The sequence below is a fragment of the Flavobacterium potami genome (assembly GCF_020026915.1).
In the GTDB taxonomy this organism is placed as follows: domain Bacteria; phylum Bacteroidota; class Bacteroidia; order Flavobacteriales; family Flavobacteriaceae; genus Flavobacterium; species Flavobacterium potami.
This window is the reverse complement of record NZ_JAINUY010000003.1, coordinates 228081-252229: the sequence shown is the minus strand read 5'-3', so window position 1 is coordinate 252229 and position 24149 is coordinate 228081. Positions and strand designations below refer to the sequence as shown.

The following is a 24149-nucleotide window of genomic DNA, read 5'->3' as shown; positions in this document are numbered from 1 at the left end:
TATATCAGGGTAAGCACCGACGAGCAGGCTGAGAAAGGCTTCTCCCAACGCAATCAGGAAGAGATGCTTAGAAAATATTGCGCCATCAACCATATACAGATTCGTAATGTGATTTATGAAGACCATTCCGCAAAAACTTTCAACAGGCCGCAATGGAAAAAATTTCTTGCCAATATAAAAAAAAATAAGAATAAGATTAGTCATGTGCTTTTTATGAAATGGGATAGGTTCAGCCGTAATGCTGGTGACGCTTACCAAATGATTAATCAGTTGAGGAAATTAGGAGTTGAGCCGCAGGCTATTGAGCAGCCGCTAGACCTGAGTGTACCGGAGAATAAAATGATGCTCGCGTTTTATCTTGCTGCCCCCGAGGTCGAAAATGACCGCAGGGCCCTAAATACCTTTCAAGGGCTCAGAAGAGGTAAAAAAGAGGGCAGGCATATGGGTATGGCCCCTTATGGCTATGCTAATAAAATAACTGAAGACGGAAGGAAATATATTGCCATTGTACCTGAAAAAGCTGCGAATGTTATATGGGTGTATGAACAGATTGCAAAGAATATTTTCAGTACAGAATCGATTTATCAGACAGCCAAAGCAAAGGGAATGGGAATTTCCAAAAACAACTTGTGGCTTATCATAAGAAACCCGCTTTACTGCGGAAGAATCTTAGTTCCGAAGTATCGTGATGAGCAAGAGAGATTAGTTAAGGGGCAGCATGACGCGATAATAAGTGAAGATCTGTTCTACAGGGTACAGGATATTCTTAACAGTAAAGGACGTACGTACAGGCCTAAAATTAAAACAATTGAGAATTTTCCCCTTAGAGGCTTTTTCATGTGCCCTCAGTGCGGTCAAAAGCTAGCAGGGAGCAAATGCAGAGGAAGGAGCAAGGATTACTACTATTACCACTGTGATAGAGTATGTAAGTGGAGGGTAAATTCCGATATGGCCAATAATATATTTAAAGGACATTTAAATAAATTCAAGCCCTTGGCTGAAGTAAGAAAATTATACAGTGCAGTTCTGCTTGAAGCATACAGAGAACATACTGGATTGGTTATTAATGAGAAGAAGAAATCCTTGGAGCAGATTGGGGTTTACGAAAAAAAACTGGCGGTTGCCAGAAACCTGCTGGTGACGGAGAAGATAGATGCCGATGACTATCATCTAATGAAAACGGAATGCAATGCTGAGATCAGCAGACTAGAAAATGAAATTGGCAATGTGGATGAAGACAGGGCCAATATTGAATCTTTAATGAACACAGGACTGCAAAACCTTATAAAGCTCGGTGAGGCCTTTGGTGACGGGTCTTTAGTCGATTCCAGAGAGATTATCGGTTTAATTTTTCCTGAAAATTTCACATTTCAAAATAACAAAATACAAACCGCTAGGATCAATGAAATGTTCAAGTGTATCTATCTGGTAAACAATAGATTACGGGCAAAAAAAAACGGGACAAAAGATGATATTTTTCTTTTGTCCCGAGTAGTGACCTCGACTGGATTCAAACCAGTAACCTTCTGAGCCGTAATCAGATGCGCTATTCAGTTGCGCCACGAGGCCTTTTTTGCTACAATCGGCTAATTTTCGTAGCTTTGTTGATTGCTTATTGCGGGTGCAAAGATAGACATAAATGTGAGATAAACAAGGGAAAAATAACATAAAATTAAAAAAAAATGCAGTTTGAAAATTATATACGTGATATTCAGGGATTTCCAAAAGAAGGAATTTTGTTCAAAGACATCACTCCTTTACTAATTAACCCAGAAGCACGAACAAATTGTCTTAGAATTTTGCTGAATTCTTTAAATAATCAGAAAATTGATAAGGTTGTCGGAGCAGAAAGTCGTGGCTTTTTCTTCGGAATGTTGCTGGCTCAGAAATTAAATGCCGGATTTGTTCCGGTAAGAAAACCTAAAAAGCTTCCTTATGACACTATTTCGGCTTCATATGAACTAGAATATGGTTCTGATAGTTTAGAAATGCATACCGATGCTATAAAAAAAGGAGATCGTGTTTTAATTCACGATGATGTTCTGGCAACAGGCGGAACCGCAAAGGCAGTTTGCGAATTAGTAGAAAAACTAGAAGGTGAGATTGTACAATGTAATTTCTTAATGGAACTGACTTTTCTTAACGGAAGAGAAAAAATAAAAGATTATCCTGTTTTTGCTGCATTGACGTATTAATTCAAACAAAAACAATTTTATGCTTTATAGCGTAAAGAACTAATCCGATTCGGGTTTTTATTTCGAGTTTGTCAAAAAGAGATTCACGGTAGCCGTCGATTGTTTTAGGACTTAAACACATTTCTGATGCAATTTCTTTATAAGTCATTTCTGTACAGGCATGTTTAATAAAGACAATTTCTTTTTCCTTCAAATTGATCTTTTTATTGTCGCTGTTGACTTTATTGATCAACATTCCAGAGACTAGTTCGGTGAAATAAAAACCCTTTTCGATTACGCACTCAATTGCTTCCTTAAAAATTTCAGGAGAAGTATCTTTCAATAAATAACCTTTTGCGCCATTGGTAATCATTTTTATAATGATTTCTTCGTCATCATTTACAGACAAAGCAATTACTTTTAAGTCCGGTCGGAAATCTTTTAGCCATTTCATGGTGCTTAAGCCATCAAGGACCGGCATATTTACATCAAGCAAAACTAAATTAATTTCGGCATCGTTGTTTTCTTCGATATAATCAATAAAAACTTTTCCGTTTTCAAATCGTTCAATTACTTCATAATCTCCAAAACTTTTAATTAATAATTCAAGAGATTGAGAAAAAAGTAAATGATCGTCTACAATTATTATTTTATTTTTTGAATTAGTTTTCATAGCCTTGAGTTAATGGGTATTCGATAGTTACGCTGGTTCCGGTGTTATCGGAGTTTAAGATCAATTTTGCGCCAATTAGTTTGGCTCTCAATTTCATATTGTTTAAGCCAATTCCGGAGTTTAATTTTTTTACATCATATCCGATTCCAAAATCTTTTAATTTCAATTTAAAAGCAACATCAGTGGTTTCTATATAAACATCAAATAAATCGCTTCTGGAATGTTTTAAACTATTATGAAGCGCTTCCTGAAAAATCCGATAAATGATTAATTCATGTTCTTCATTTATGCTTGGACTTGTTCCGATTTGATTGAAATTGTATTTGATTTTCTTCAGTTTCTTAATTCTTTCCAAATCTTGCTGAATGGCTTCAAGAAAATTATTCTGAAGTAGATTATCTTTATTTATAATTCGAGAGAGAATTCTCAATTCGTCTAAGGATTTTGCCAAAACAGCTTTAAGTTCTTTTAATTCACTGATTTGTACATTTTTATTGCTAATTGAAATATTAAGCTGCATAATAGCAACTGAGATAATCTGACCTATGTTATCGTGTAATTCTTTACTGATTTCAGATAAAGTCTGGTCTTTAATCTCGATTCTGGTTTTTACAAGTTCGGATTGGAAATACAAGTCAGCTTCCATTTTTTCTACCAAAAAACTATTTCTCTTTTTTAAAAAATAAAAAAAAATGATCACTAAAGTGATGATTAGGGTAAAGAAAACAATACCTAAGGAAATAACTAATAATTGTATTTCTTTTCGCTCCATATAAATCCTATTATAAAACAGCAATGTGCCAAAAAATTTAAAATAAACAATACTAAACTAAAAACAGATTCGTCTTGTTTGATTAGAAACCAATTGATAGCCAGCATAAAAGGTGTAAAGGGGACATGAAAAACAAGTATTCCTAAAACATACCAGAAAAAGACTGACTTTTTAAAATTCAATATTTTGTTTGAATTGAAAATTTCCACTAAATATAAGCAGGATAATATTAAAACCAATAATACACCAATAGCAAAACTATAGGTAAAGGATCGATTTGTGTCTTCCTTGAAATATAAACTGTTTAAGAAAAAGGAGACCACAAATAATATCAGAAAAAGAATTGCTAAAATTCGATTATTAATTTTGGTCAATAAGGCTCGTAAAAGTAAAATATAGGCAGAAAAACTGGCGAACATGTAGAAATTGTAGACATAAAAATTCAATAAACCTGTCCAATAGGTAAAATAATAACCCACAATTTCAATTAGAATTGAAAACCAGATTAAAAGTACTAAAAATTTAGCTTTGTTACCAGGAAGTTTTGGAAGGGAAAACAAACCAACAATTCCTGATAAGAAAGCCAGATAAATGATATAAGATCTTAAGAATTCAAACATAGTTTTTAATATATTAAGCTAGGTGGCCTTCCGATGTTTCCGTAATTCATAGGTTCAAGACTTTGAATATCAGAAGAAAGGGCTTGTTGTGTACTAGCGAAACTTTGAATTTTTGCAGTATTGTTTTCTATTTTTTTTCCAGTTGGCACTAAGAATAAAGTAGTTAGTCCGGCTTTTTCTCCATGTTTTTCGTCATCGGGATAAACACCAAAATAAAAACGTATTCCATCTACATTATAGCCGTCTTTTGCTCCGTTAGTTTTAATGTAATGTATATAGTTTTCCAACTCTTCTAAAGAATACCAAATAGCATTCGCATCTTCTTTCTGAGCTTTTTTTGCAGTTAGCGAAGCTCTTTTATTGTTGTAGTTCACATTTAATTGCTTTGCAAATTCTTTAGTGATTAACTGACTCGGTTTTGCGGGTGGGTTTTTCATGTTTCAATTATTTATTATTTGGTTAAGGGTTTAGCTAGCAGTGTTTTGAATACCGTCGAGGACAAAATTATCGGAAACGTAAAATTAGGACAAGGGGAAATATCCCCTTTTTTAATTAGGCAAAATGATTTGAAAAAATGGGTTAAAGCGCTGTTACGTAATGAATTATAAAAATAGAATTTTACATCGTCAGTTTTAATGCAAAAAAAACGGCTATCAAAAATTTAAACCTCATTAAGTAATTAACTAAAATTTTATTATTATGTCACAACCAACAGCCCTAGGTTATCCTCATGCAGGAGCCGGAACAGTAGAAATTCTTTTAGAGAAAGAAGATGGAGCAGATTATGCAGTGCTTTTCTCGCCAGATCCTAACAATATATTATTGAGAGATGCCGGTCTGCCAATGCAGTTTTATTATTATCCAAAAGCACCTCGTTTAGCCAAACATCCCGACGGAAGATTCAAATTTGCGATGCAGGTTTTTAAATCTGAAGGAGATGCTACAACTGTGATTGGTGCAGAAGGATTAGAAGAAGAAGCTGGAGCTTACACTACCTTAACCAGTACAATAGATTTACCAGAAGCTTTGTTGAAAAAAGCTATTGATAAATTGAAACAAAAGCTTCATACGAATTATCAAAATCAGAGACAATCAAAACTTTTCGGATTATTTTCTTATCTAAAAGGAGTTGATAGAGATTTTAACGAGACCAATGTTCGACCAATTCAATTGACAGAAAACACGATTTCTATGCACGTTGTAGGTGAAAAGTCGCCGAATAATCCGTTTGGAGGTGCAAATCCTTGGACATTTAATATTCAAGGTGAAGGCGCCGGAACGACTTTCGGATTGGGCGACAATGCGCTTTCTGTTTTAATGGGAAGAAACAGTGCTTCCTTGGTGAAAAATGCACTCGAAGCTGGATCAAATAACTTGGTTATCGAAAACAAAATCAAGTACAAAGGCTATATGCCAACAACAACAATTAAAACAACGGTAGATGTTAAAAAAGTACATACCTATTTTTCTGCTAAAGCCAATGTAAGCTGGTCTTTTGTCGATGTGAACTGGGAAAGTGAGTACGAGAAAATCTTAACTCAAGGCGGAATTGTCAGTGAGATTATTACTGATAATCAGTTTTCTAATGAGGAAAGGAAAAAAGTGGAAGAAGCGCTTTTTCAGAAACAAAGAGATTTTGCTTTTCAATTGGTTCAAAAACAGATTTTTGATGCGCCAGAAAAACAATTTACGCCTGCTTCAACTCCAGAGAAACCTGGAGGATTTTTTAGAATACTTTTTGGTACCGGAAGTGTAGGAGTGAGCTTGAAACATGGAAGTCAAGTAAGAGAAGTAAAATTTACAGATGAGATAAAATTCTCGGCAATTGAAGTTTTAGATTCTAAAATCAGCGGAAACCTAACGCCTTTGACGATGAAATCTGGCGCAGAAGCGGCAACAGAATTAAAGAAATATATCACAGTCATTCAATTAGATGAAGATTTTTCTAAAGTTCAGGTTATTGCTGCCTTAAATGGAGGTTTGGTTAAATTGGACAAAGACAGCGATATTGTGAATGACAGTCCAGTAAGTCAGGTTTCTATTGAAGTTGGATATCCAGATTCTAAAGGAAAAATGATTTGGAAAAGTTCTGGTAGAATGATTGCGCCTGAAGGAACTCCATACGTAAAAAACACGAGTAAATCGGGTAAAGAAATCGATGCTATTTTCCCTGCAACATGGAACGATAAATCAAAAGAAAAAAATGCTTTTGTTTTTGATTTTGTAAAAAATAATGGTTCTTCTAAAGTTAAAGTTCGTCAGGAAGTAATGTACGAAAAAGACAAGAGAATCAAGCTAAAAGATACAACAAGAGAGTTTGAATTTGAAGGGACAAAAATCTTCGTTCCGCTGCCGATTCAAAACATGATCAATTACACTTTGTCAACCGAAGAATTGTATGAATGTGATACTTTGGAAGTAACGCTGAAAGTGGATAAAATGTCTTCTAAAAAGTTCAAGTTTACGGCTGATAATTTTGAAGATGCGATTCCGTACAGAGCTTGGTATGAATTGGATTATACTATTAAACCAACAGAATACAAAGTAAAATATACCTGTAACGGAAAAATTGGTAAAAAATCTAAAAAAGTTTCTATATCAACAGATTACATAAAAATAGATTACCAAGAAGGAGATGTTTTGTTTGAAATTCCAACAGGAACTGATGCTCAAAATGCGGATATTGAGAAAATCAGAGCTCCATTTATGGAATAGTTTTTTGGAGTTAGTAAGCAAAAGGGACGCATTGTCCCTTTTGTTTCTTTTAATCTTAATTATAAAACCAAAACGTTATGCCAGATTTAAATACATTTAAACTCGAAGGAACCAAATTAGTTCCCATAAACAGATTCAATCTCGAACCTGCAAAACCGAGTACAGCATTTACCGCTGTTACAATGAACAAAGCAAATGATTTTAAGGTTATTGAACATCCGATAATACATTCAATCGATATCAAACCCATTTTGGTCTTTCCTATTGTAGAAAATTATTTCCCTCTAATTGAGGATGATAAAGCCATTACGGAAAATGATTTCTTTAAGGATTATTTTAAAAATGAAATTACGTTATTATTTCCGCAAGTTAATATTGAACCCAATAACGGAATACTTTTTTATTATGAAAATGTTCCAGACAAATTAGGAAATAAAGGCGGACTTCGTGGAAAAGTGACTTTAAAATACAGTATTAAAGAAAAACCTCTGCAGGTCAATCAAAAAAGTATTGTTTTGAATTTAAAAGAAGCTGTTTTAAATCTAAAAGTAAATCTTGAATACATAAAAATTAATGGAGTTGTAAATACACAAACCAAAGAAATTCAGTTTGATTTGATTGATGAGGCGGTTAAAATTGCGTTTTTAAACCTGGTTTCGAACCTAAATGATCTCAAGTGTAATATGGATCTTTTTTTCGATTTTAAAGGCTATTCTAAAATAAAGAGGAACTTTTTATTTGCGAGAGATATGTTGGTTTTAAAAAGCCAGTTGACTAAAGACGATCTGGTTCTTCCTAAGAAAACATTTCCAACTAAAGCGACCCTTATCAATAATCCGTTAATGGTGAAGTCTAATTTTGGAGTCAAAGAAGCACCTAAAGCGGTTATATCCGAAATTCAGTTAGAGAATAGTATCAAAAGTAATGTTCAGGAAGAATATGTAAAAAGTACTTTTCTGCTTAAAATCAACAAAACATTAAGTTATCCGATAGGGCAAGATGCTGCGACAAGTTTATATAAAACCATCAGCGGTGGGTTTGTCAATATTCCGTTTAATCTAAATGAAGATTTTTCGCAGTTCAAACAAATTTTTGTTGCGGGTTACAATTTCAGTAAACTTTCTATTTATAAATCAATGGTTCAGCCAAATACTTTTTTGCTGATTGCTAAAACGTATAGTTTGTCTAAAGATTTAAATACGATGAAACCTTGTATTTCAACTATTTTTCATGCGTACGAAGAAGGCGCAGGAACAGAAGAAGAAATTTCTAAAATAAGTTTCCAGTTTGCTATTGGTCCAAATCTTTCTGATTTTGATTTGGCGAAATTAAAAATTGCTCTACTTCAGAATAATTTTTTGGACGGAGATACAACCGATTATTTCGATAAGATTCAATTTTTATTTCCAAATGATATTGCAGCAGAATACGATATTAGTGGGAATTATTTCCTGCAGCAATCTGATATTTCAACAGACGGAAAACATTTTCTCTTCAATCTTTCTACCGAGAATTTATCAGAAGCCAGTATTATGATTAATGCTTTAAACAATACCATTACACAATATGCAAATATCAATTTCAGACACAAAGAAATTAAAGACAGTAGTATTATTGAGTTAAATATCGAACAAACTATTGGTGAAATTCTGGAAGCTTTGATCGATAACACGGCAAAGAAAATTCAAATTAGTAATCAATCAATTTCAAATTGCAAACTCAATTCGGTTTTGCTGGTTTACAATCAAAATGCGACTTATTTAAACAGCGTATTTTTTAAAACGTATCCTGAATTGATTAGTAATGATACCAAACTTCTGGACTTTTCTGTTTTGAACCCAAGTGTTTCTAACGAATTAAAAAATGTGTTTTTTGATTTTGAAAACATAGAAAATATAAGTTCTGAATTTAATCAGATCGTTTCGCAGTCAACAGCTTATAACAGATATGTTCAAGTTCAGATTAAAGCTCAGAATGCTACAATTAGTAAAATCACAATTGAGTTAACGGTTCTGGAAACGGGAAGTAAATTTATGATTGAACGTTTAAAATCGGAGTTTTCTACACCAATTCTTTTCAATTTTATTGTAAAAAATACTTCGGTTGGTAATACAATGATTTCTTATAAGGTCAATTATTTTGATAAAAACGATAACCTGACTGGTTCTGTAAATGAAGTGTTCGACTTCTCAAAATCCGCAAAAATAACTATAAATAAAAAACCATGAAAACAATAAAAGCAGGCGTAAGATCTCCTGAGGTTTATTACTTAAATGAGCTTCTGGCAAAATTAAAATACAATGTCATAGTTTCAGATTATTTTGGATCAGAGACGGATAAGGCAATTAGAGATTTTCAAATAAAGAACAATCTTGTAGTGGATGGTGTTGTTGGGCTGAAAACCTGGTCAACGCTTTTAGAGAAGAGCAAGAATGGTTTTTCTTCTAATAGTAAATTACTTTCTGAGCAAGATTTAATGGATTTTTCAAAGCAATTTAATTTGGAATTGGCGGTTGTAAAAGCTGTAAATGAAGTGGAAAGCAATGGGAAAGGTTTTTTAATTGACGGTCGTCCGAAGATTTTGTTCGAAGGTCATATTTTTTGGCGTGAACTGGAAAAGAGAAATATCAATCCGAAGGCGTATATCAATTCAATTACAGAAGATATTTTGTTTGAGAAATACACCAAAAAATATTACGTCGGCGGAACGGCAGAATATGTTCGTTTAGAAAAAGCCAGAAACTTGGCTCAGGATAAAAGATTTATTGATGCTGCTAATAGTTCGGCTTCGTGGGGACTTTTTCAAATTATGGGCTTCAATGCTGTTTCAATCGGTTATAAAAGCATTGATGAATTTGTAGAAAAGATGAACAAAAACGAAGGCGAACATCTAAAAGCTTTCGGATTATTCCTCGAAAAAAACAATTTGATTGGACTTTTAAGAAACAAAAACTGGGCATCGTTTGCTTTAAAATACAATGGTCCAGCGTATAAAACCAATAAATACGATGAAAAATTAATGCGAGCCTATCAGAAATACTCCAGATAATTTACAATTCAACACTAACAATTAACAATTAAAAAAATGAGTTATTTAGTAAATCAAATGATCAATTCTTTATCGAATAAAGTTTTGAAACTGGAAAAAGCAAATAGCGACCGTGATTATTCGGGTGGAGGCTGGTATGAAGAAGAAAAATATCAAATTTATTTGTATCCAGATTTTAGTGCTATTTATATCAGAGAATCTTTCAGAAGTGTTTCTGGAGGCGGACTTTATCTACCCAATCAATCTTCGCAAAAAGAATACGGAAAATGGAATATCTGCGAAGAAAACGGAAAATTATTTCTAGAAATGATTTTCGACGATAATTCTAAAGCAAAACTAGAAACCGAAAATCTAGGAACCGGAATCCAAAAACTAGGCGATCATATCTGGAATAGATATTTGATTAGTTGAGTTTGTTTTTTGTTTCAGGTTTCAGGTTTCAAGTTTCAGGTTTCAGGTTTCAGGTTGTTTAACCGCAAAGTTCGCAAGGTTTTTTTTATTGAATCTTATAAAAACGCAAAGTCCGCAAAGCTTTATGAGAAAAAAACTTTGCGAACTTTGCGTAAACCTTAGCGCTCTTAGCGGTTAAACTTTAAACTTTAAACCTGAAACCTGAAACTTGAAACAAAAAAACTATCTCAAAGTCGCTCCAAGTTCTGTTTCGAATGTCTGTTGTAATTTAGACATGATTTTATCAATCTGAGCATCTGTTAATGTTTTACTATTGTCTTGAATAGTAAAGCTTAATGCGTATGATTTCTTTCCTGCAGGTAATTTATCACCTTGGTAAACATCGAATAAATTAATGTCTTTTAAAAGAGATTTTTCTGTCTGTTTAGCCAAGTTGAAAATACTTTCGTAAGTTGTTTTTTCATCAATTAATAAAGCTAAATCACGACGAACTTCTGGATATTTAGGAATTTCAGTATACTTAATTTTTCCAGTAATGATTTTTAAAACCAAATCCCAGTTGAAATCAGCGTAATAAACGTCTTGTTTAATACCGAAATGCTTCAAAATAGGTTTTTTAACAACACCCATTTCAACCAAAATATCATTGTTGTACGTAATTGCAGTTCCTTCAGAATATACATCTGACTGAACTGGCGCGTTACCAATTTTTTCAATTCCTAAACGAGATAAAATAGCTTTTACATATCCTTTCAACAAGAAGAAATCTGTTGTTTTCTGTGGATTGGTCCAGCTTTCTTTGTTTCTGTTACCAGAAATCAATAATGAAAGATGTTTGTGTTCTTCGTATCCGTTTAAGTATTTATGGTATGTTTTTCCGAATTCAAATAATTTTAAATCTGAATTTCTTCTGTTAATGTTATAAGAAACAGCTTCTAGACCAGAAAATAATAAAGACTGACGAAGTGTTGCTAAATCACTACTCAACGGATTTAACATTGAAACGTTATGTTCTTCTTTTAATGAAGTCGATAATTTAGCATAAGCCGCAGTTGTCAATGAATTGGCCATCATTTCGTGGAAACCTTGCGAATTCAATTGAGAAGCAATTACATTCTGTACTTTGTAATCTTCTGTTCTTGGAGAATTTGCTACAGTCGCATTGAATTTCTTAGAGAAATTAATGTTGTTGTAACCATAAACTCTTAAGATTTCTTCGATTACGTCAATTTCGCGTTGAACGTCTACACGATAAGCAGGAATAGTTAAACCCAAACCAGAATCAGAAACGCTATTTACTTTAATGTCTAAAGAAACTAGGATTTTTTTAATCGTATCTTTTGAAATTTCCTGTCCTATAATTTTAGAAACATGGCTGAAATTCAATAAAACAGAAAAATCTTCTACTTTTTTAGGATAAACTTCCACAACATCAGACGTGATTTTTCCACCCGCAACTTCTTGAATTAAAAGTGCTGCACGTTTTAAAGCATATTCTGTAATAGTTGGATCAATTCCTCTTTCAAACCTAAAAGAAGCATCTGTACTTAACTGATGTCTTTTAGCTGTTTTACGAATACTAACTGGATCAAAATAAGCACTTTCTAAGAAAATAGTCGTTGTTCCTTCAGAAACACCAGATTTTTTTCCGCCAAAAACACCAGCAATACAAAGCGGTCCTTTTTCATCACAAATCATTAAATCTTCTTTGTGAAGTGTTCTTTCTACATCGTCAAGAGTAACGAATTTAGTTCCTTCTTCAGCTGTTTTTACAATGATTTTTCCGTTGATTTTAGCTGCATCAAAAGCATGCAAAGGTTGTCCTAATTCATGCAAAACATAATTAGTAACGTCAACAATATTATTTTTCGGAGTTAATCCGATAGCTTTTAAGCGATCTTTTAACCAATTTGGAGATTCTTGAACAGAAATTCCCGAGATAGTAACACCACAATATCTTGGCGCTAAATGAGAATCTTCAACATTTACGTCAATCTTAAGTGTACGCATGTCGACTCTGAAATTGCTTACAGAAGGCGTAATCAATTCAACGTTAACGCCACGTTGCAACATTCCCGCTCTTAAATCACGTGCTGTACCGTAATGACTCATAGCATCAGCACGGTTTGGTGTTAATCCGATTTCAAAAACTTCATCGTTTGCAATATCAAAAACTTCAGAGGCAGGAGTTCCAGGAACTAGATCTTCGGCCAAAACCATAATTCCGTCGTGGCTTGTTCCTAAACCTAATTCGTCTTCAGCGCAGATCATTCCGTGACTTTCCTGTCCGCGGATTTTTCCTTTTTTAATAGTGAATTCGACACCCTCTTTATCATATAAAACGGTTCCGATAGTAGCAACTGGTACTTTTTGTCCTGCAGCCACATTCGCAGCACCACATACAATTTGTACAGGAGCTTCTAAACCAATATTAACTGTAGTAACTTTCAATCTATCAGCATCAGGATGTTTTTCGCAAGTAAGAACATGCCCAACAACAACTCCTTCTAAACCACCTTTTACTGATTGGTATTTTTCTACAACTTCAACTTCCAGACCTAAATCTGTAAGTAATTCTGAAGTTTGTTCAGATGTCCAATCTGTTTTAATAAATTGTTTTAACCAATTGTAAGATATTTTCATTGTAACGATTTAATTCTTGAATAAGGTTACAAATATAAGGATTGCGCTTTGGAGTAAGAAAAAATTATATGGTTTTTTCTGGACTGATTTTTCTAGGTTGGAAAACAAGGTTTACTAAGTTTTTGATAATTTATCTATTAAAATTTTATTAATTAAATATTATAATTAACTAAAAAAATCGAATGTGTAATTTTTGTGCTACAAGATGAATGAAAAGTGCTATTCTGTTTCTTTTTATGAAACTAAATTTGGTTTAAATCAAAAAAGGAATATTATGAATACCACAGCAAAAAGACCTGAATTTAAGGCACAATACGATAATTATATTGGTGGAAAATTTGTAGCACCAATTACAGGAGAATACTTTGATGTTGTTTCTCCAATTGATGGAAAAGTGTTTACAAAAGCAGCACATTCTGGAAAAGCAGATTTAGAATTGGCTGTAGATACGGCTTATGAAGCTTTCAAAACTTGGGGAAAAACTTCGGTAACCGAAAGAAGTATTTTATTAAATAAGATTGCACAAAAAATTGAAGATAATTTAGAATATATCGCAACGGTCGAAACGATTGATAACGGAAAACCAATTCGCGAAACACTTGCTGCCGATATTCCTTTGGCAATTGATCACTTTAGATATTTTGCAGGCGTAATTCGTGCCGAAGAAAGTTCCATTGCCGAATTGGATTCTCAAACTGTTTCTATCGCTTTAAGTGAACCTCTTGGTGTCGTGGCACAGATTATTCCTTGGAATTTCCCTATTTTAATGGCCGTTTGGAAAATCGCTCCAGCACTTGCGGCAGGAAACACTATTGTTTTAAAACCAGCCGAAAGTACGCCGATTTCTATTATGGTTTTAATGGAATTAATTGGAGATATTCTTCCTCCTGGAGTTTTAAATATTGTGAATGGTTTTGGTGCTGAATTAGGCCGTCCGTTAGTAACCAATAAAAAAGTTTCTAAAGCAGCATTTACTGGTTCTACAACTACAGGACGTTTGGTCATGCAATATGCAACAGAAAATATTATTCCGGTTACTTTAGAATTAGGAGGTAAATCACCAAATATTTTCTTCCCATCTGTAGCAGATCACGATGACGATTTCTTCGATAAAGCAGTAGAAGGTGCGGTATTGTTCGCTTTAAATCAAGGAGAAATCTGTACTTGTCCGTCTAGATTATTAATTCACGAAGATATTTACGATAAGTTTATCAAGAAAGTAATTGAAAGAACTGAAGCAATTGTGGCAGGAAATCCGTTGGATAAATCAACAATGATTGGTGCTCAGACTTCGATTGTTCAGAAAGAGAAAATTATGTCTTACATCAAATTAGGAAAAGAAGAAGGGGCGGAGCTTTTAACTGGTGGTGATGAAAATAAATTAGGTGGCGAATTAGAAGGTGGTTATTACATTAAACCGACTTTATTTAAAGGTCATAACAAAATGAGAATTTTCCAAGAAGAGATTTTCGGACCAGTTCTAGCCGTCACGACTTTTAAAACTACAGAAGAAGCCATCGAAATCGCAAACGATACCATGTATGGTTTAGGTGCGGGAGTTTGGACAAGAGATGCGCACGAAATTTATCAAGTTCCAAGAGCAATTCAATCAGGACGTGTCTGGATTAATCAATATCATTCGTATCCGGCTGGCGCTCCGTTTGGAGGTTACAAACAATCTGGAATTGGTCGTGAAAATCATAAAATGATGTTGAGTCAATACCGTCAAACTAAAAACATGCTGATTTCTTATGACAAAAAGAAATTAGGGTTTTTCTAAAACGACTAACTATCAAAATCCTGGAGATTTCTTAGGAAAAAGTGAGTGGAGTGTATGGGGCGTTAAATGAAAATTTAATGGCATGACGCAAGCTTCCTCCAGGCAATTTTGATTTAAAATAGGTAATTCAAACAATTGCTGTTTGATTGAAAATTAAACATAAATAGTTGGTTATGTCAAAGCAGTAAATTTCTTCATAGAGTTTGCTGCTTTTTAAATTTTAAATTGAGAAAAATGATCAAAAGAATTGATGCCACAGAAAAAGCAGTAGAACTGATAAATATCCTTAAAGAGAAACATGGCGATTTGATGTTTTATCAAGCTGGAGGTTGTTGCGAAGGTACTCAACCACAATGTTTTGAAAAAGGAGGATATTATCAAAGAACTGGAGATGTTTGTATTGGAGTTGTTGAAGACACCGAATTTTGGGTAGATAAAGATTTATTTGAATATTGGAAACACGCTCACTTTACTTTAACCGTAATTGATGCATTTGGAGTTGGAGGTTTTTCTTTGGAAACACCTTTAAAGAAAACATTTCAAATAGAATACCGCATTTTTACTCCAGAAGAAGAGAAGGATTTGGAACCGGTTAGTAGGATTGAGTAGTTTTTTTGTTTCAAGTTTCAAGTTTCAAGTTTCTGATTGAAAAAACTTAGAACCTCAGTAACTTAGTAGCTTAGCATCTTTCTCAAGAAACATACAACAACTGATACTGTTTCGGTGTAATTCCTTCGTGTTTTTTGAACAAGCGTATAAAATAATTGGCATCTTCAAAACCTGATAAATAACAAACTTCATTGATTTGGAGCGTTGGGTTTTTCAGTAGATTTTTGGCACATTTTATTTTTTCATTCAAAATATATTCAATCGGACTCATGCCAAGTTCTCTTTTGAAGAAGCGATAAAAAGAAGTTGTACTCATACAGGCTTTTTCGCTAAGCGATTTCAAACTCATATTCTCTTTTAAATTCTGTTTGATGTATTCTGTAACTTCTTTTATCGGATTGTTGGCGTCAAGAAATTTTCCTTCATCAATAGATTTTACTGTTTGCGTCTGAATAATTCGGATTAACAATTCCTTTAAAGTCAAATCTGCAAAAATGTCTTTAGCAACAGAAGTACTCATGCATTCTTTGATGAGTTTATTGATTGTTGCCGCCATTTCGACATTATTGTAAAAGAAATAATTTTGATAGTTTAACTGCCAGTAAAGGTTGTTTCCTTCCTTCGGATATTGTTCATTCAGGAAATTAAGGATTTCAGTAATTTTAGATTGATCAATTGCCAAAGCGAGACATTGCGTGGGATTATTTTTGGAAGCTTCCGGAAAATCAATTTTCATTTCGACATTAGAAGGCACAATCACGGTTTCTCCCGGTAAATAATCAAATTCTGGATCATCAAAAAGATGCATGATTTTTTTGCCGCGAAGCATACTTGTAACCACCAAATCATTAAATTTTAACGGAACCATTTTAGTCGATTCGTAGGTTTCGAATAAATTTAATTCGCAATTACTAAGATTGTAAATAGTTCTATTTTCAACAAGAGTCTTTAATGATTTTTCTTGCGATAATTGAAGTGGATTGACTAAAAATCGTTGGTTATTCATTAAAGTAAAGTTTTTGGTGAAGACTTTAAATTTAATGAAAATAAGTTTAGAAAACTTGGATTTAACGTTTTATTAAATCAGTTCTTCTATGTGTCTTTTGATGTTTTCGGAAATCTTTTTGGTCGGAAGATCATTTTCATCATCGCCAAACGGATCTTCGATTTCTTCTGCAATAAGTTCCAAACTCGCCAAAACATAAAAGATGAAAACTACAACAGGAGCCACAAAATAACCTAAGCTTACAGAATAGCCAAAAGGCAATGTCATTGTATAAAAGAAAATAAACTTTTTGATAAATGCACTGTATGAGTAGGGAATAGGTGTGTTTTTAATTCGTTCACAAGCACCACAAATATCGGTAAAAGCAACTAACTCATCATTTAAAGTAATGAGTTGATCTCCAGTAATTTTTTCCGCTTCATACAAATCATTAATCTTATGATACATGATTCTTTTCAGCTGATTGGGTTTGTGTTTATGATTATCAAGTTCTAAATCCACATCTTCAAACAACATTTTGCTTGTTTCTTCATCTTTTAAATGTTTGTGCAAAATGTCAGCATACATTGGAATGTACTTTCTGAAAAACTTTTTGTCGTTTTCTTCTTTTAAAATTGCAGAAAGTTTGATGGCAAAATTACGACTGTTGTTTACTAGTCCACCCCAAAGTTTACGGCCTTCCCACCAACGGTCATAAGCAGTATTAGTTCTAAAAACAAGAAGAAGAGAAATTACAAAACCAAGCATTCCGTGCATAATCGGAATGCTGTGTATGTAATCGTTTTTTGTGACTTTAAAATATTCGACTTCGAGATAACCAACAATGGCAGAATAAATCCCTATTGCAATCATGATCGGAAACAGTTTTCTAACGGTATCCGATTTATGAAAATGAAAAATAAATGTAAACCAATCTTTGGTGTTATACGAAATCATTTAAATTTGTTTTAAAACAAATTTAAATTAAAAATTAATATTTCCAGCTAATTCTTTTAAGGCAATTTCAGATAATTTAGCTTCATATTGTGCATTGCTGTAACGTACTTTTGCATTCACATAATTAAGCTGAGCGGTTCTAAAATCGATTGTGGTAATAGTTCCGATTTTGAATTTATCTAACGTGATTTCTAAATTTTGTCTCGCAATTGCTTCATTGTCTTCTTCTAAATCAATTAATTCTAAATTGGTTAAATAAGTTTGAAAAGCGGTATTCAATTGTGTGTTTAAGGTTTGATTTTGCTGCTCGATGGCCAATTGAGAATTTTCAATCTGCATCTTGGCCACTTTTTCATTACGATGCTGATTAAAACCATCAAAAATATTCATTGAAGCATTAAAACCGTAATTCAAACCTCTGTTGGAAGTTTCACTGGTAAAACCTAAACTGGACTGGCTTTCAGAAAAATTATATCCTGTTGTCAATCTCAAAGTTGGGTAGCGATCACCTTTTACTTGCTTCAATTGAAGTTCGGCAATACGTTTGTTGATTACCTGTGCTTCTAAAGCAGGATTTTGCTTTTGTGCTAATTCTAATAAATCAACCAAAACTAATTTGTTGTCTACTGTAACTTCATTTACCACTCTGAAATCAATTTTTGGATCGCGTGCCAAATGTTGGTTCAATAAAATTTTGGCATTTGCGTAAGACTCTTTTTGTCTAAGCATGGCAACCTGATCAGAATTTAAATCTACCTGGGCATTTAAAACCTCTAATTTTGAAGCTTTCCCGATACTGAAACGGTTTTTTGCTAAAGTTAATCTTTGATTGGAAATAACGATTGTCGTATCCAATGCAGCTAATTGTTGTTGCTGTTGTACTAAATCAAAATAAGCAGAATTTACCTGACCGATTTTAACTAAAATGGTTCTTTTAAGTTCTGCATCACCCAGTTTTTGAAGCTCTTTTAGTTGGTCGTATTTGGCGAACATTTTCATACCGTCAAAAACCGTCCATCCGAGACTTACTCCGTAGTTTAAACTGTTGTTTTTGGCATTATTCAACGATGTCTTTGTACCGTCCTGGCGTACCTGAGTAGAGTTCGTTATATTATTGTTGTCTGTTATGTTTGCAGTTGCAATAGGCAACATTCCAGCGTTTCCAACTGTTACGTTTGTTTCGCTTATTCTTGAGTTGTTTTTGGCAATTTTAATCTCAAAATTATTCTCCAGAGCAATGCTCATGGCTTGTTCGATAGTCAGAACTTCCTGCGCATTTGCCTGAATAATGCAAAAGAATAGCATTAATAAAGTGCCGTATATATTTTTGGTATTCATATGTAATTTCTTTTACCAGAAAATCACGAATCTTGTTGCGTAAGACTCGTGATTTTTTGGTTTTCTATTTTATACTTTCTTTTTCGTATTCGTCAATATGATCAAATTCTGGATAATGTTTTCTCGCTCTAGACCACATTAGATAGATTGCTGGAATCACAAAAAGTGTCAGTGCCAATGAGAAAATGGTTCCACCAACAATTACAACTCCCATTCCGATTCTACTTGTAGAAGCCGCTCCAAGCGACATAGCAATTGGAAGTGCTCCTAAAGCGATAGCTAAACTCGTCATCAAAATTGGACGTAAACGCGCTTCTGAAGCTTCAAGAATTGCTTCTAATTTTGGTTTTCCCTGCTCACGCAGCTGATTGGCAAATTCGACAATCAAAATACCATTTTTGGTTACCAGACCAATCAACATTACAGTACCAATCTGACTAAAAATATTCCAAGTTTGGTTGAATAACCATAAAGAGAATAAAGCTCCTGCAACCGCCATCGGAACCGTTAAAATGATGATAAACGGATCAATGAAACTTTCGAACTGTGCTGCCAAAATTAAGAAAATCAACAATAAAGCCAGTCCAAAAGCGAAAGAAGTATTGGAGCTACTTTCCACAAAATCTCTTGATTCTCCAGCTAAATCTGTCGTAAAACTTTCATCTAAAACTTTTGCTTTAATTCTGTCCATTTCCTTAATTCCGTCGCCCATACTTTTTCCTGGAGCCAAACCAGCAGCAACAGTAGCCGACATATAACGATTGTTGTGGTACAATTGAGGCGGATTACTTTGCTCATAAACTTTTACAACGTTATCCATCTGAATCAATTGTCCGTTTTTGTTTTTCACAAACATCGAAGTCAAATCTAAAGGTTTAGATCTGTCTTTTTGATCAAATTGACCAATAACCTGATATTGTTTTCCATTTTTAATAAAATATCCAAAACGCTGCCCGCTTAAAGAAAGCTGTAAAGTTTGCGCGATATCCAAAATAGAAATTCCCAAACTTTCTGCTTTTGCACGATCGATGGTTACGTTCAATTCTGGCTTGTTGAATTTTAAGTTTACATCTGTAATAGAGAATACATCACTTTTGCCTACTTCCTCCATGAACAACGGAATTTTTTCTCTAAGTTTATCAAAAGTTGGTGCTTGAATAATATACTGAATTGGTAAACCACCACGTCTGTTTACAGCAATTGTTGGCTGTTGAATGACAGAAGTTTTTGCATCTGGATATTTTTTGGTCCATTTAGACAATTGATCTGCAATTTCTTTCTGCGATTTTTCTCTTTCATCTGGTTGTTTTAAAGAAAGTCTGATAAAACCTGAATTTGCTGCAGATCCACCAGAACCAGGTGCTGTAATAACTAAGCTTACTTTCTTTTCAGGAATAGAATCATCAACCAGTCTTGAGATTTCCTGCATAAAATTGTTGGTATATTCGTAAGAAGATCCTTCTGGAGTTGTCATACGCATCGTTACAGAACTACGATCGTCGTAAGGTGCCGTTTCTTTAGGAAGAATGGTAAAAAATAAATAAATTAATCCGAAACAGGCAATAAGAATTGGAAAACTGATCCATTTTCTATCCATGAATTTTGATAATGACTCTGCATAACTGCTGTTCATTTTTTCAAAAAATGGTTCTGTCTTGATATAAAATTTTGATTTCTTTTGTTCTCCGCCCTTCATTAAATACGCATTCAGCATAGGAGTTAGAGTTAGAGATACGAAGGCAGAAATTAAAACCGCGGCTCCAATTACAACTCCAAATTCTCTAAATAAACGGCCTACAAATCCTTCAAGGAAAATTACTGGTAAAAAAACAGAAGCTAAAGTAACCGAGATAGAAATTACAGCGTAAAAAATTTCATTTGAGCCTTTGATAGCAGCTTCAATTGGCGACATTCCTTCTTCTACTTTTTTGAATATATTTTCCGTAACCACAATTCCGTCGTCAACTACTAATCCAGTTGCAAGAACGATTGCTAATAAAGTCAAAACATTAATAGAAAATCCAAAAAGCCACATGATAAAGAAGGTAGCAATTAAGGATACCGGAATATCAATCAATGGTCTAAAGGCAATTGCCCAATCTCTAAAAAAGAGATAGATAATAATGATAACCAGAATAATAGAGATTCCTAGTGTTTCTGCAACTTCTAAAACTGATTTTTTTACAAATAGAGTATTATCTAGAGCAATATTAAGTTTGATATCTTTAGGTAAATCCTTTTTTAAGGCTTCATATTTTTTATAAAATTCAGATGAAATATCTAGATAGTTCGCTCCTGGCATGGGTACAATTGCAAGTCCGATCATCGGAAGTCCAGATGATGTTAATCCGGTTTCAATATTTTCAGGACCTAATTCAGCTCTTCCAACATCGCTTAGACGTACAATCTTATCACCATCAGTTCTAATAATGATATCATTGAATGCCTCAGGTTTTGAAAGGTTTCCAATAGTTTTCACCGTCAATTCGGTATTGTTACCCGTTAATTTCCCTGAAGGTAATTCAACGTTTTGAGCATTTAATGCCGTACGAACTTCTGCAACCGTACAGCCGTAAGCTGCTAATTTTGCAGGATCGATCCATAAACGCATAGCGTAACGTTTTTGTCCCCAAATTTGTACAGCACTTACACCAGGAATGGTTTCTAATCGCTGTGAAATAACATTTTCTGCATAATCACTCAATTCTAAAGAACTTCGCGTATTACTTTGCACAGTCATCGAAATAATAGATTCGCTGTCCGCATCTGCTTTGGAAACTACAGGCGGAGCATCAATATCTTGGGGTAAATTTCTAATAGCTTGCGAAACTTTATCACGTACGTCGTTTGCTGCTTCTTCAAGATCTTTGTCAAGGTTAAACTCTATGGTAATATTACTGCTTCCTTGATTACTTGAAGAGGTAATATTTCGAATCCCGTCAATTGCATTTACTGCTTTTTCCAGAGGTTCAGTAATTTGCGATTCAATAATGTCAGAATTTGCACCTGTATAATTGGTACGAATGGAAACCTGCGCCGGGTCGATCGAAGGAAATTCTCGAACACCCAAAAAAGTATAACCAATAAAACCGAAAAGTATAATTAATAAATTCAGTACAATGGTTAAAACAGGCCTTTTTATACTTGTAGTTGATAAACTCATTTGTAATTTTAGATTTGAGATTTAAAGATTTGAGATTTATTTCTAAATTTCTGCTATACTTTAATCTATTTTCAATCTTACAGCTTTTGACTTTAAGACTTTTGGCTTTATGACTATTTTACTTTTACTTTAATTGGCGCTTCATTTTTCAAAGACATTACACCACTTGTTATCAAAGTGTCTCCTGCTTTTAATCCAGCTAAAATTAAAATTGAAGAATCGGTTCTTGTTGTGGCATCGACCATTACTTCTTTTGCTTTTCCGTGATCGGCAATAAACACTTTTTTTCCATCCTGAATAGGAATGATAGCCTGAGAAGGTACAACTATGGCATCTTTAATAATGTTTAATGGCAATTTGATATCAGCAAAAGTTCCTGGAAAAAGTTTTCCGTCTGTATTGTCTGCAATTGCACGTATCTGTAATGTACGTGTTGCAACTGCAACTTCTGGTTCTATGGCATAAATTTTTGCAGAATATGTTTTATCTGAACCAGAAACGGTAAAATCTATTATAGAACCTGATTTAACTTGTGAAGCATATTTTTCAGGAATAGAAAATGTAATTTTTAGCTTTCCAGTATTAACCAATTTAGCTACTAAAACCGTTGGTGTAATGTAAGTTCCTGGGGAAATAGAACGTAAACCAATTTTTCCTGAGAAAGGAGCTCTAACGGATGTTTTAGAAATTTGAGCTCTAATTAACTGACTTTGCGCTTGAGCCGAAGCATGATCTGCTCTTGCAACGTCTGCTTCTTCCTGACTTATAGCTTCTTTTTGAAGCAACAATTTCGCTCTTCTTTCGTTTTCTGCAGCCAGACCTTCTTTTGTTACAGCCTGTCTTAATTGTGCTTTAAGTTCGATATCATTTACTTTAAAAAGAACCTGACCTTTGTTTACAAAAGTTCCTTCGTTAAAAAATATACCTTCTACAATTCCAGAAACCTCACTATGAATTTCTATTTGTTCGTTTGCTTCGATAGAACCTGTAAGTGATAAATTATTGTCAAAAGTGGCGGTTTTTATTACAGTTCCGTTAACAGTTGTTGGAGAATCTTTATCGTTAAACTTTTTAGAGTCGTCTTTTTTACTCTTGTTTGAGATAATTCTGTAACTGATAAAACCACCGATCGCAATAATTAAAAGGGTGTAAATGAGGTGTTTTAGTTTCATAAAATTGAGGTGAATATAGATTTTAGGTTTGTGTTTTTAGTAAGCTTACAAATTTAACTTTTTGTTGTGAAATCGAAAGCTGTTGGCTTTTATTTAACATTTGTATGTACAAGGGTTTGCATTTAGACTCCAAAGACAATAAAAGGTTTAATTAATGTTTAATTTTTTTTAAAGAAAAATAATTCGATTCAAGTTTACTTGTTTCTGTTTTTAATTAAAGTAACAAATCATTAAAGTCAGAGTTTTTCTAGGTTGAAATAAAATTTATGCATTTTGTCTGATTTTTTTTGCACTTTATCGATTTTATTTGTAACATTGGTGTATTAAACAAAATAATCGATTTAAACAGAAATAAAGGGGGCTTGATTCCTTTTTTATGTTAAATTGTAAGAATAGAAGTTGTTTTTTATGATTTTTAACTAATTCGACTGTTTGTTTTGTTAACAAATGTTTATTCTTTTTGAAAATGTTTTTAAATAATTTATGAAGAAAGCTTTACTTTTAAGTTTATGGTTTACATTGTTAATTCTTGCAATTGGTTATTTGTTTTGGCAGAACGAGTTTAAATATAGTCTTCCAACACCAGTTCCTAAAAATTATCATGCCGTCGCAATGGGCTCAAAAGTAGAGTTAGGAGCTTGTTGTGTATTTGACAATAAACCTGTTTTTATTCATTTCTTCAATCCGGACTGTCCTTGTTCCCGTTTCAATGTACCACATGTCAGCGATTTAATTAAGAAATACGGAAATCAGATCAATTTTAAGATCGTAGTCTTAAACAAGCAAAGGAATTTTACGATTGATGAGATTCAGGAGAAATTTAATGCTAAAATTCCAGTCTATTTTGATGAAGGAATTGCCAAAAAATGTGGTGTTTTCTCGACGCCTCAAGCGGTTTTGTTAGATCCTTACCACAATTTATACTACAGAGGCAACTACAATAAAACCAGATATTGTACAGATGCCAAAAGTAATTATGCTCAGATGGCAATCGATTCTTTGTTGAGTAAAAAATATAGCCCTTCTTTTAATGCTTTGGCTCTTAAGGCCTACGGATGTTCGTTACCAAAATGCACTAAATAAATCTA

The 24149-nt window shown here is 33.5% G+C and carries 19 protein-coding genes and 1 tRNA gene; 9 read left to right on the top strand and 11 right to left on the bottom strand.

The annotated features are described in order from the left end of the window. Positions 1-3: 3 nt before the first annotated feature. The gene (locus K6T82_RS10705; protein WP_223706183.1) at positions 4-1530 is read left to right on the top strand and encodes a recombinase family protein; all 1527 of its coding nucleotides are present in this window, start codon (positions 4-6) and stop codon (positions 1528-1530) included. Here K6T82_RS10705 and K6T82_RS10700 read toward each other — a convergent pair. Continuing rightward, a tRNA-Arg gene (locus tag K6T82_RS10700) sits at positions 1496-1569 on the bottom strand. The genes K6T82_RS10705 and K6T82_RS10700 overlap by 35 nt on opposite strands. Before the next feature lie 113 nt (positions 1570-1682). On the opposite strand from K6T82_RS10700, the gene K6T82_RS10695 reads away from it, so the two are divergent. After that, entirely contained in the window at positions 1683-2195 is a 513-nt protein-coding gene (locus tag K6T82_RS10695) for an adenine phosphoribosyltransferase (protein ID WP_223705924.1), read from the top strand. Position 2196: 1 nt separating this feature from the next. Here the strand turns inward: K6T82_RS10695 and K6T82_RS10690 are convergent, their stop codons facing one another. The 4 genes from K6T82_RS10690 to K6T82_RS10675 all read right to left on the bottom strand — a co-directional run bounded on the left by K6T82_RS10690 (position 2197) and on the right by K6T82_RS10675 (position 4676). Further along, a complete protein-coding gene (locus tag K6T82_RS10690) occupies positions 2197-2847 on the bottom strand; it encodes a response regulator transcription factor (protein ID WP_223705923.1) in 651 nt (216 codons plus the stop codon). Continuing rightward, the gene (locus K6T82_RS10685) at positions 2837-3493 is read right to left on the bottom strand and encodes a sensor histidine kinase (RefSeq protein WP_223705922.1); all 657 of its coding nucleotides are present in this window, start codon (positions 3491-3493) and stop codon (positions 2837-2839) included. The genes K6T82_RS10690 and K6T82_RS10685 overlap by 11 nt, the downstream gene beginning before the upstream one ends. Positions 3494-3591: 98 nt before the next feature. Continuing rightward, positions 3592-4239: a hypothetical protein gene (locus K6T82_RS10680; RefSeq protein WP_223705921.1), complete on the bottom strand. Its 648-nt coding sequence runs from the start codon at positions 4237-4239 to the stop codon at positions 3592-3594. Positions 4240-4244: 5 nt separating this feature from the next. Beyond that, positions 4245-4676 carry a hypothetical protein gene (locus tag K6T82_RS10675; protein ID WP_223705920.1) on the bottom strand — a complete coding sequence of 144 codons (432 nt, stop codon included), beginning with the start codon at positions 4674-4676 and terminating at the stop codon, positions 4245-4247. A 262-nt stretch (positions 4677-4938) separates the two neighbouring features. On the opposite strand from K6T82_RS10675, the gene K6T82_RS10670 reads away from it, so the two are divergent. The 4 genes from K6T82_RS10670 (at position 4939) to K6T82_RS10655 (ending at position 10414) form a co-directional block, all read left to right on the top strand. Beyond that, positions 4939-6954 (top strand): hypothetical protein, encoded by a 2016-nt coding sequence (locus K6T82_RS10670; RefSeq protein ID WP_223705919.1) that lies wholly within the window; start codon positions 4939-4941, stop codon positions 6952-6954. A gap of 77 nt (positions 6955-7031) precedes the next feature. After that, positions 7032-9182: a hypothetical protein gene (locus K6T82_RS10665; RefSeq protein WP_223705918.1), complete on the top strand. Its 2151-nt coding sequence runs from the start codon at positions 7032-7034 to the stop codon at positions 9180-9182. After that, complete coding sequence (locus K6T82_RS10660; protein ID WP_223705917.1) at positions 9179-10003, top strand: N-acetylmuramidase domain-containing protein; 825 nt, start codon at positions 9179-9181, stop codon at positions 10001-10003. Before K6T82_RS10665 ends, K6T82_RS10660 begins: the two co-directional genes overlap by 4 nt. Before the next feature lie 36 nt (positions 10004-10039). Then, complete coding sequence (locus K6T82_RS10655; protein WP_223705916.1) at positions 10040-10414, top strand: hypothetical protein; 375 nt, start codon at positions 10040-10042, stop codon at positions 10412-10414. A 222-nt stretch (positions 10415-10636) separates the two neighbouring features. On the opposite strand, the gene pheT is transcribed toward K6T82_RS10655, so the two are convergent. Beyond that, positions 10637-13057: a phenylalanine--tRNA ligase subunit beta gene (gene pheT, locus K6T82_RS10650; RefSeq protein WP_223705915.1), complete on the bottom strand. Its 2421-nt coding sequence runs from the start codon at positions 13055-13057 to the stop codon at positions 10637-10639. A 274-nt stretch (positions 13058-13331) separates the two neighbouring features. Here pheT and K6T82_RS10645 point away from each other — a divergent pair, with 274 nt between their 5' ends. Next, positions 13332-14837: an aldehyde dehydrogenase family protein gene (locus K6T82_RS10645; RefSeq protein ID WP_223705914.1), complete on the top strand. Its 1506-nt coding sequence runs from the start codon at positions 13332-13334 to the stop codon at positions 14835-14837. Between the two features lie 234 nt (positions 14838-15071). After that, the gene (locus K6T82_RS10640; RefSeq protein WP_223705913.1) at positions 15072-15446 is read left to right on the top strand and encodes a DUF779 domain-containing protein; all 375 of its coding nucleotides are present in this window, start codon (positions 15072-15074) and stop codon (positions 15444-15446) included. Positions 15447-15528: 82 nt separating this feature from the next. Here K6T82_RS10640 and K6T82_RS10635 read toward each other — a convergent pair whose 3' ends face one another. From K6T82_RS10635 to K6T82_RS10615, 5 genes are all read right to left on the bottom strand, one after another. Next, entirely contained in the window at positions 15529-16452 is a 924-nt protein-coding gene (locus K6T82_RS10635) for an AraC family transcriptional regulator (RefSeq protein WP_223705912.1), read from the bottom strand. A gap of 72 nt (positions 16453-16524) precedes the next feature. Further along, positions 16525-17388 (bottom strand): bestrophin family protein, encoded by an 864-nt coding sequence (locus tag K6T82_RS10630; RefSeq protein ID WP_223705911.1) that lies wholly within the window; start codon positions 17386-17388, stop codon positions 16525-16527. 27 nt (positions 17389-17415) lie between these two features. Continuing rightward, positions 17416-18726 carry a TolC family protein gene (locus tag K6T82_RS10625; protein WP_223705910.1) on the bottom strand — a complete coding sequence of 437 codons (1311 nt, stop codon included), beginning with the start codon at positions 18724-18726 and terminating at the stop codon, positions 17416-17418. 64 nt (positions 18727-18790) lie between these two features. Beyond that, complete coding sequence (locus tag K6T82_RS10620) at positions 18791-21889, bottom strand: efflux RND transporter permease subunit (protein ID WP_223705909.1); 3099 nt, start codon at positions 21887-21889, stop codon at positions 18791-18793. 113 nt (positions 21890-22002) lie between these two features. Further along, entirely contained in the window at positions 22003-23061 is a 1059-nt protein-coding gene (locus tag K6T82_RS10615) for an efflux RND transporter periplasmic adaptor subunit (RefSeq protein ID WP_223705908.1), read from the bottom strand. Between the two features lie 483 nt (positions 23062-23544). Between K6T82_RS10615 and K6T82_RS10610 the strand changes: the two genes are divergently transcribed. Next, positions 23545-24144 (top strand): peroxiredoxin family protein, encoded by a 600-nt coding sequence (locus tag K6T82_RS10610; protein WP_223705907.1) that lies wholly within the window; start codon positions 23545-23547, stop codon positions 24142-24144. The last annotated feature ends 5 nt before the right edge of the window (positions 24145-24149 follow it).

Excerpts from the sequence above, each read along its gene's own strand:
- K6T82_RS10695 (WP_223705924.1), top strand. The coding sequence starts at position 1,683 with ATGCAGTTTGAAAATTATATACGTGATATTCAGGGATTTCCAAAAGAA.
- K6T82_RS10690 (WP_223705923.1), bottom strand. The coding sequence starts at position 2,847 with ATGAAAACTAATTCAAAAAATAAAATAATAATTGTAGACGATCATTTA.
- K6T82_RS10685 (WP_223705922.1), bottom strand. The coding sequence starts at position 3,493 with ATGGAAGCTGACTTGTATTTCCAATCCGAACTTGTAAAAACCAGAATC.
- K6T82_RS10680 (WP_223705921.1), bottom strand. The coding sequence starts at position 4,239 with ATGTTTGAATTCTTAAGATCTTATATCATTTATCTGGCTTTCTTATCA.
- K6T82_RS10675 (WP_223705920.1), bottom strand. The coding sequence starts at position 4,676 with ATGAAAAACCCACCCGCAAAACCGAGTCAGTTAATCACTAAAGAATTT.
- K6T82_RS10670 (WP_223705919.1), top strand. The coding sequence starts at position 4,939 with ATGTCACAACCAACAGCCCTAGGTTATCCTCATGCAGGAGCCGGAACA.
- K6T82_RS10665 (WP_223705918.1), top strand. The coding sequence starts at position 7,032 with ATGCCAGATTTAAATACATTTAAACTCGAAGGAACCAAATTAGTTCCC.
- K6T82_RS10660 (WP_223705917.1), top strand. The coding sequence starts at position 9,179 with ATGAAAACAATAAAAGCAGGCGTAAGATCTCCTGAGGTTTATTACTTA.
- K6T82_RS10655 (WP_223705916.1), top strand. The coding sequence starts at position 10,040 with ATGAGTTATTTAGTAAATCAAATGATCAATTCTTTATCGAATAAAGTT.
- pheT (WP_223705915.1), bottom strand. The coding sequence starts at position 13,057 with ATGAAAATATCTTACAATTGGTTAAAACAATTTATTAAAACAGATTGG.
- K6T82_RS10645 (WP_223705914.1), top strand. The coding sequence starts at position 13,332 with ATGAATACCACAGCAAAAAGACCTGAATTTAAGGCACAATACGATAAT.
- K6T82_RS10640 (WP_223705913.1), top strand. The coding sequence starts at position 15,072 with ATGATCAAAAGAATTGATGCCACAGAAAAAGCAGTAGAACTGATAAAT.
- K6T82_RS10635 (WP_223705912.1), bottom strand. The coding sequence starts at position 16,452 with ATGAATAACCAACGATTTTTAGTCAATCCACTTCAATTATCGCAAGAA.
- K6T82_RS10630 (WP_223705911.1), bottom strand. The coding sequence starts at position 17,388 with ATGATTTCGTATAACACCAAAGATTGGTTTACATTTATTTTTCATTTT.
- K6T82_RS10625 (WP_223705910.1), bottom strand. The coding sequence starts at position 18,726 with ATGAATACCAAAAATATATACGGCACTTTATTAATGCTATTCTTTTGC.
- K6T82_RS10620 (WP_223705909.1), bottom strand. The coding sequence starts at position 21,889 with ATGAGTTTATCAACTACAAGTATAAAAAGGCCTGTTTTAACCATTGTA.
- K6T82_RS10615 (WP_223705908.1), bottom strand. The coding sequence starts at position 23,061 with ATGAAACTAAAACACCTCATTTACACCCTTTTAATTATTGCGATCGGT.
- K6T82_RS10610 (WP_223705907.1), top strand. The coding sequence starts at position 23,545 with ATGAAGAAAGCTTTACTTTTAAGTTTATGGTTTACATTGTTAATTCTT.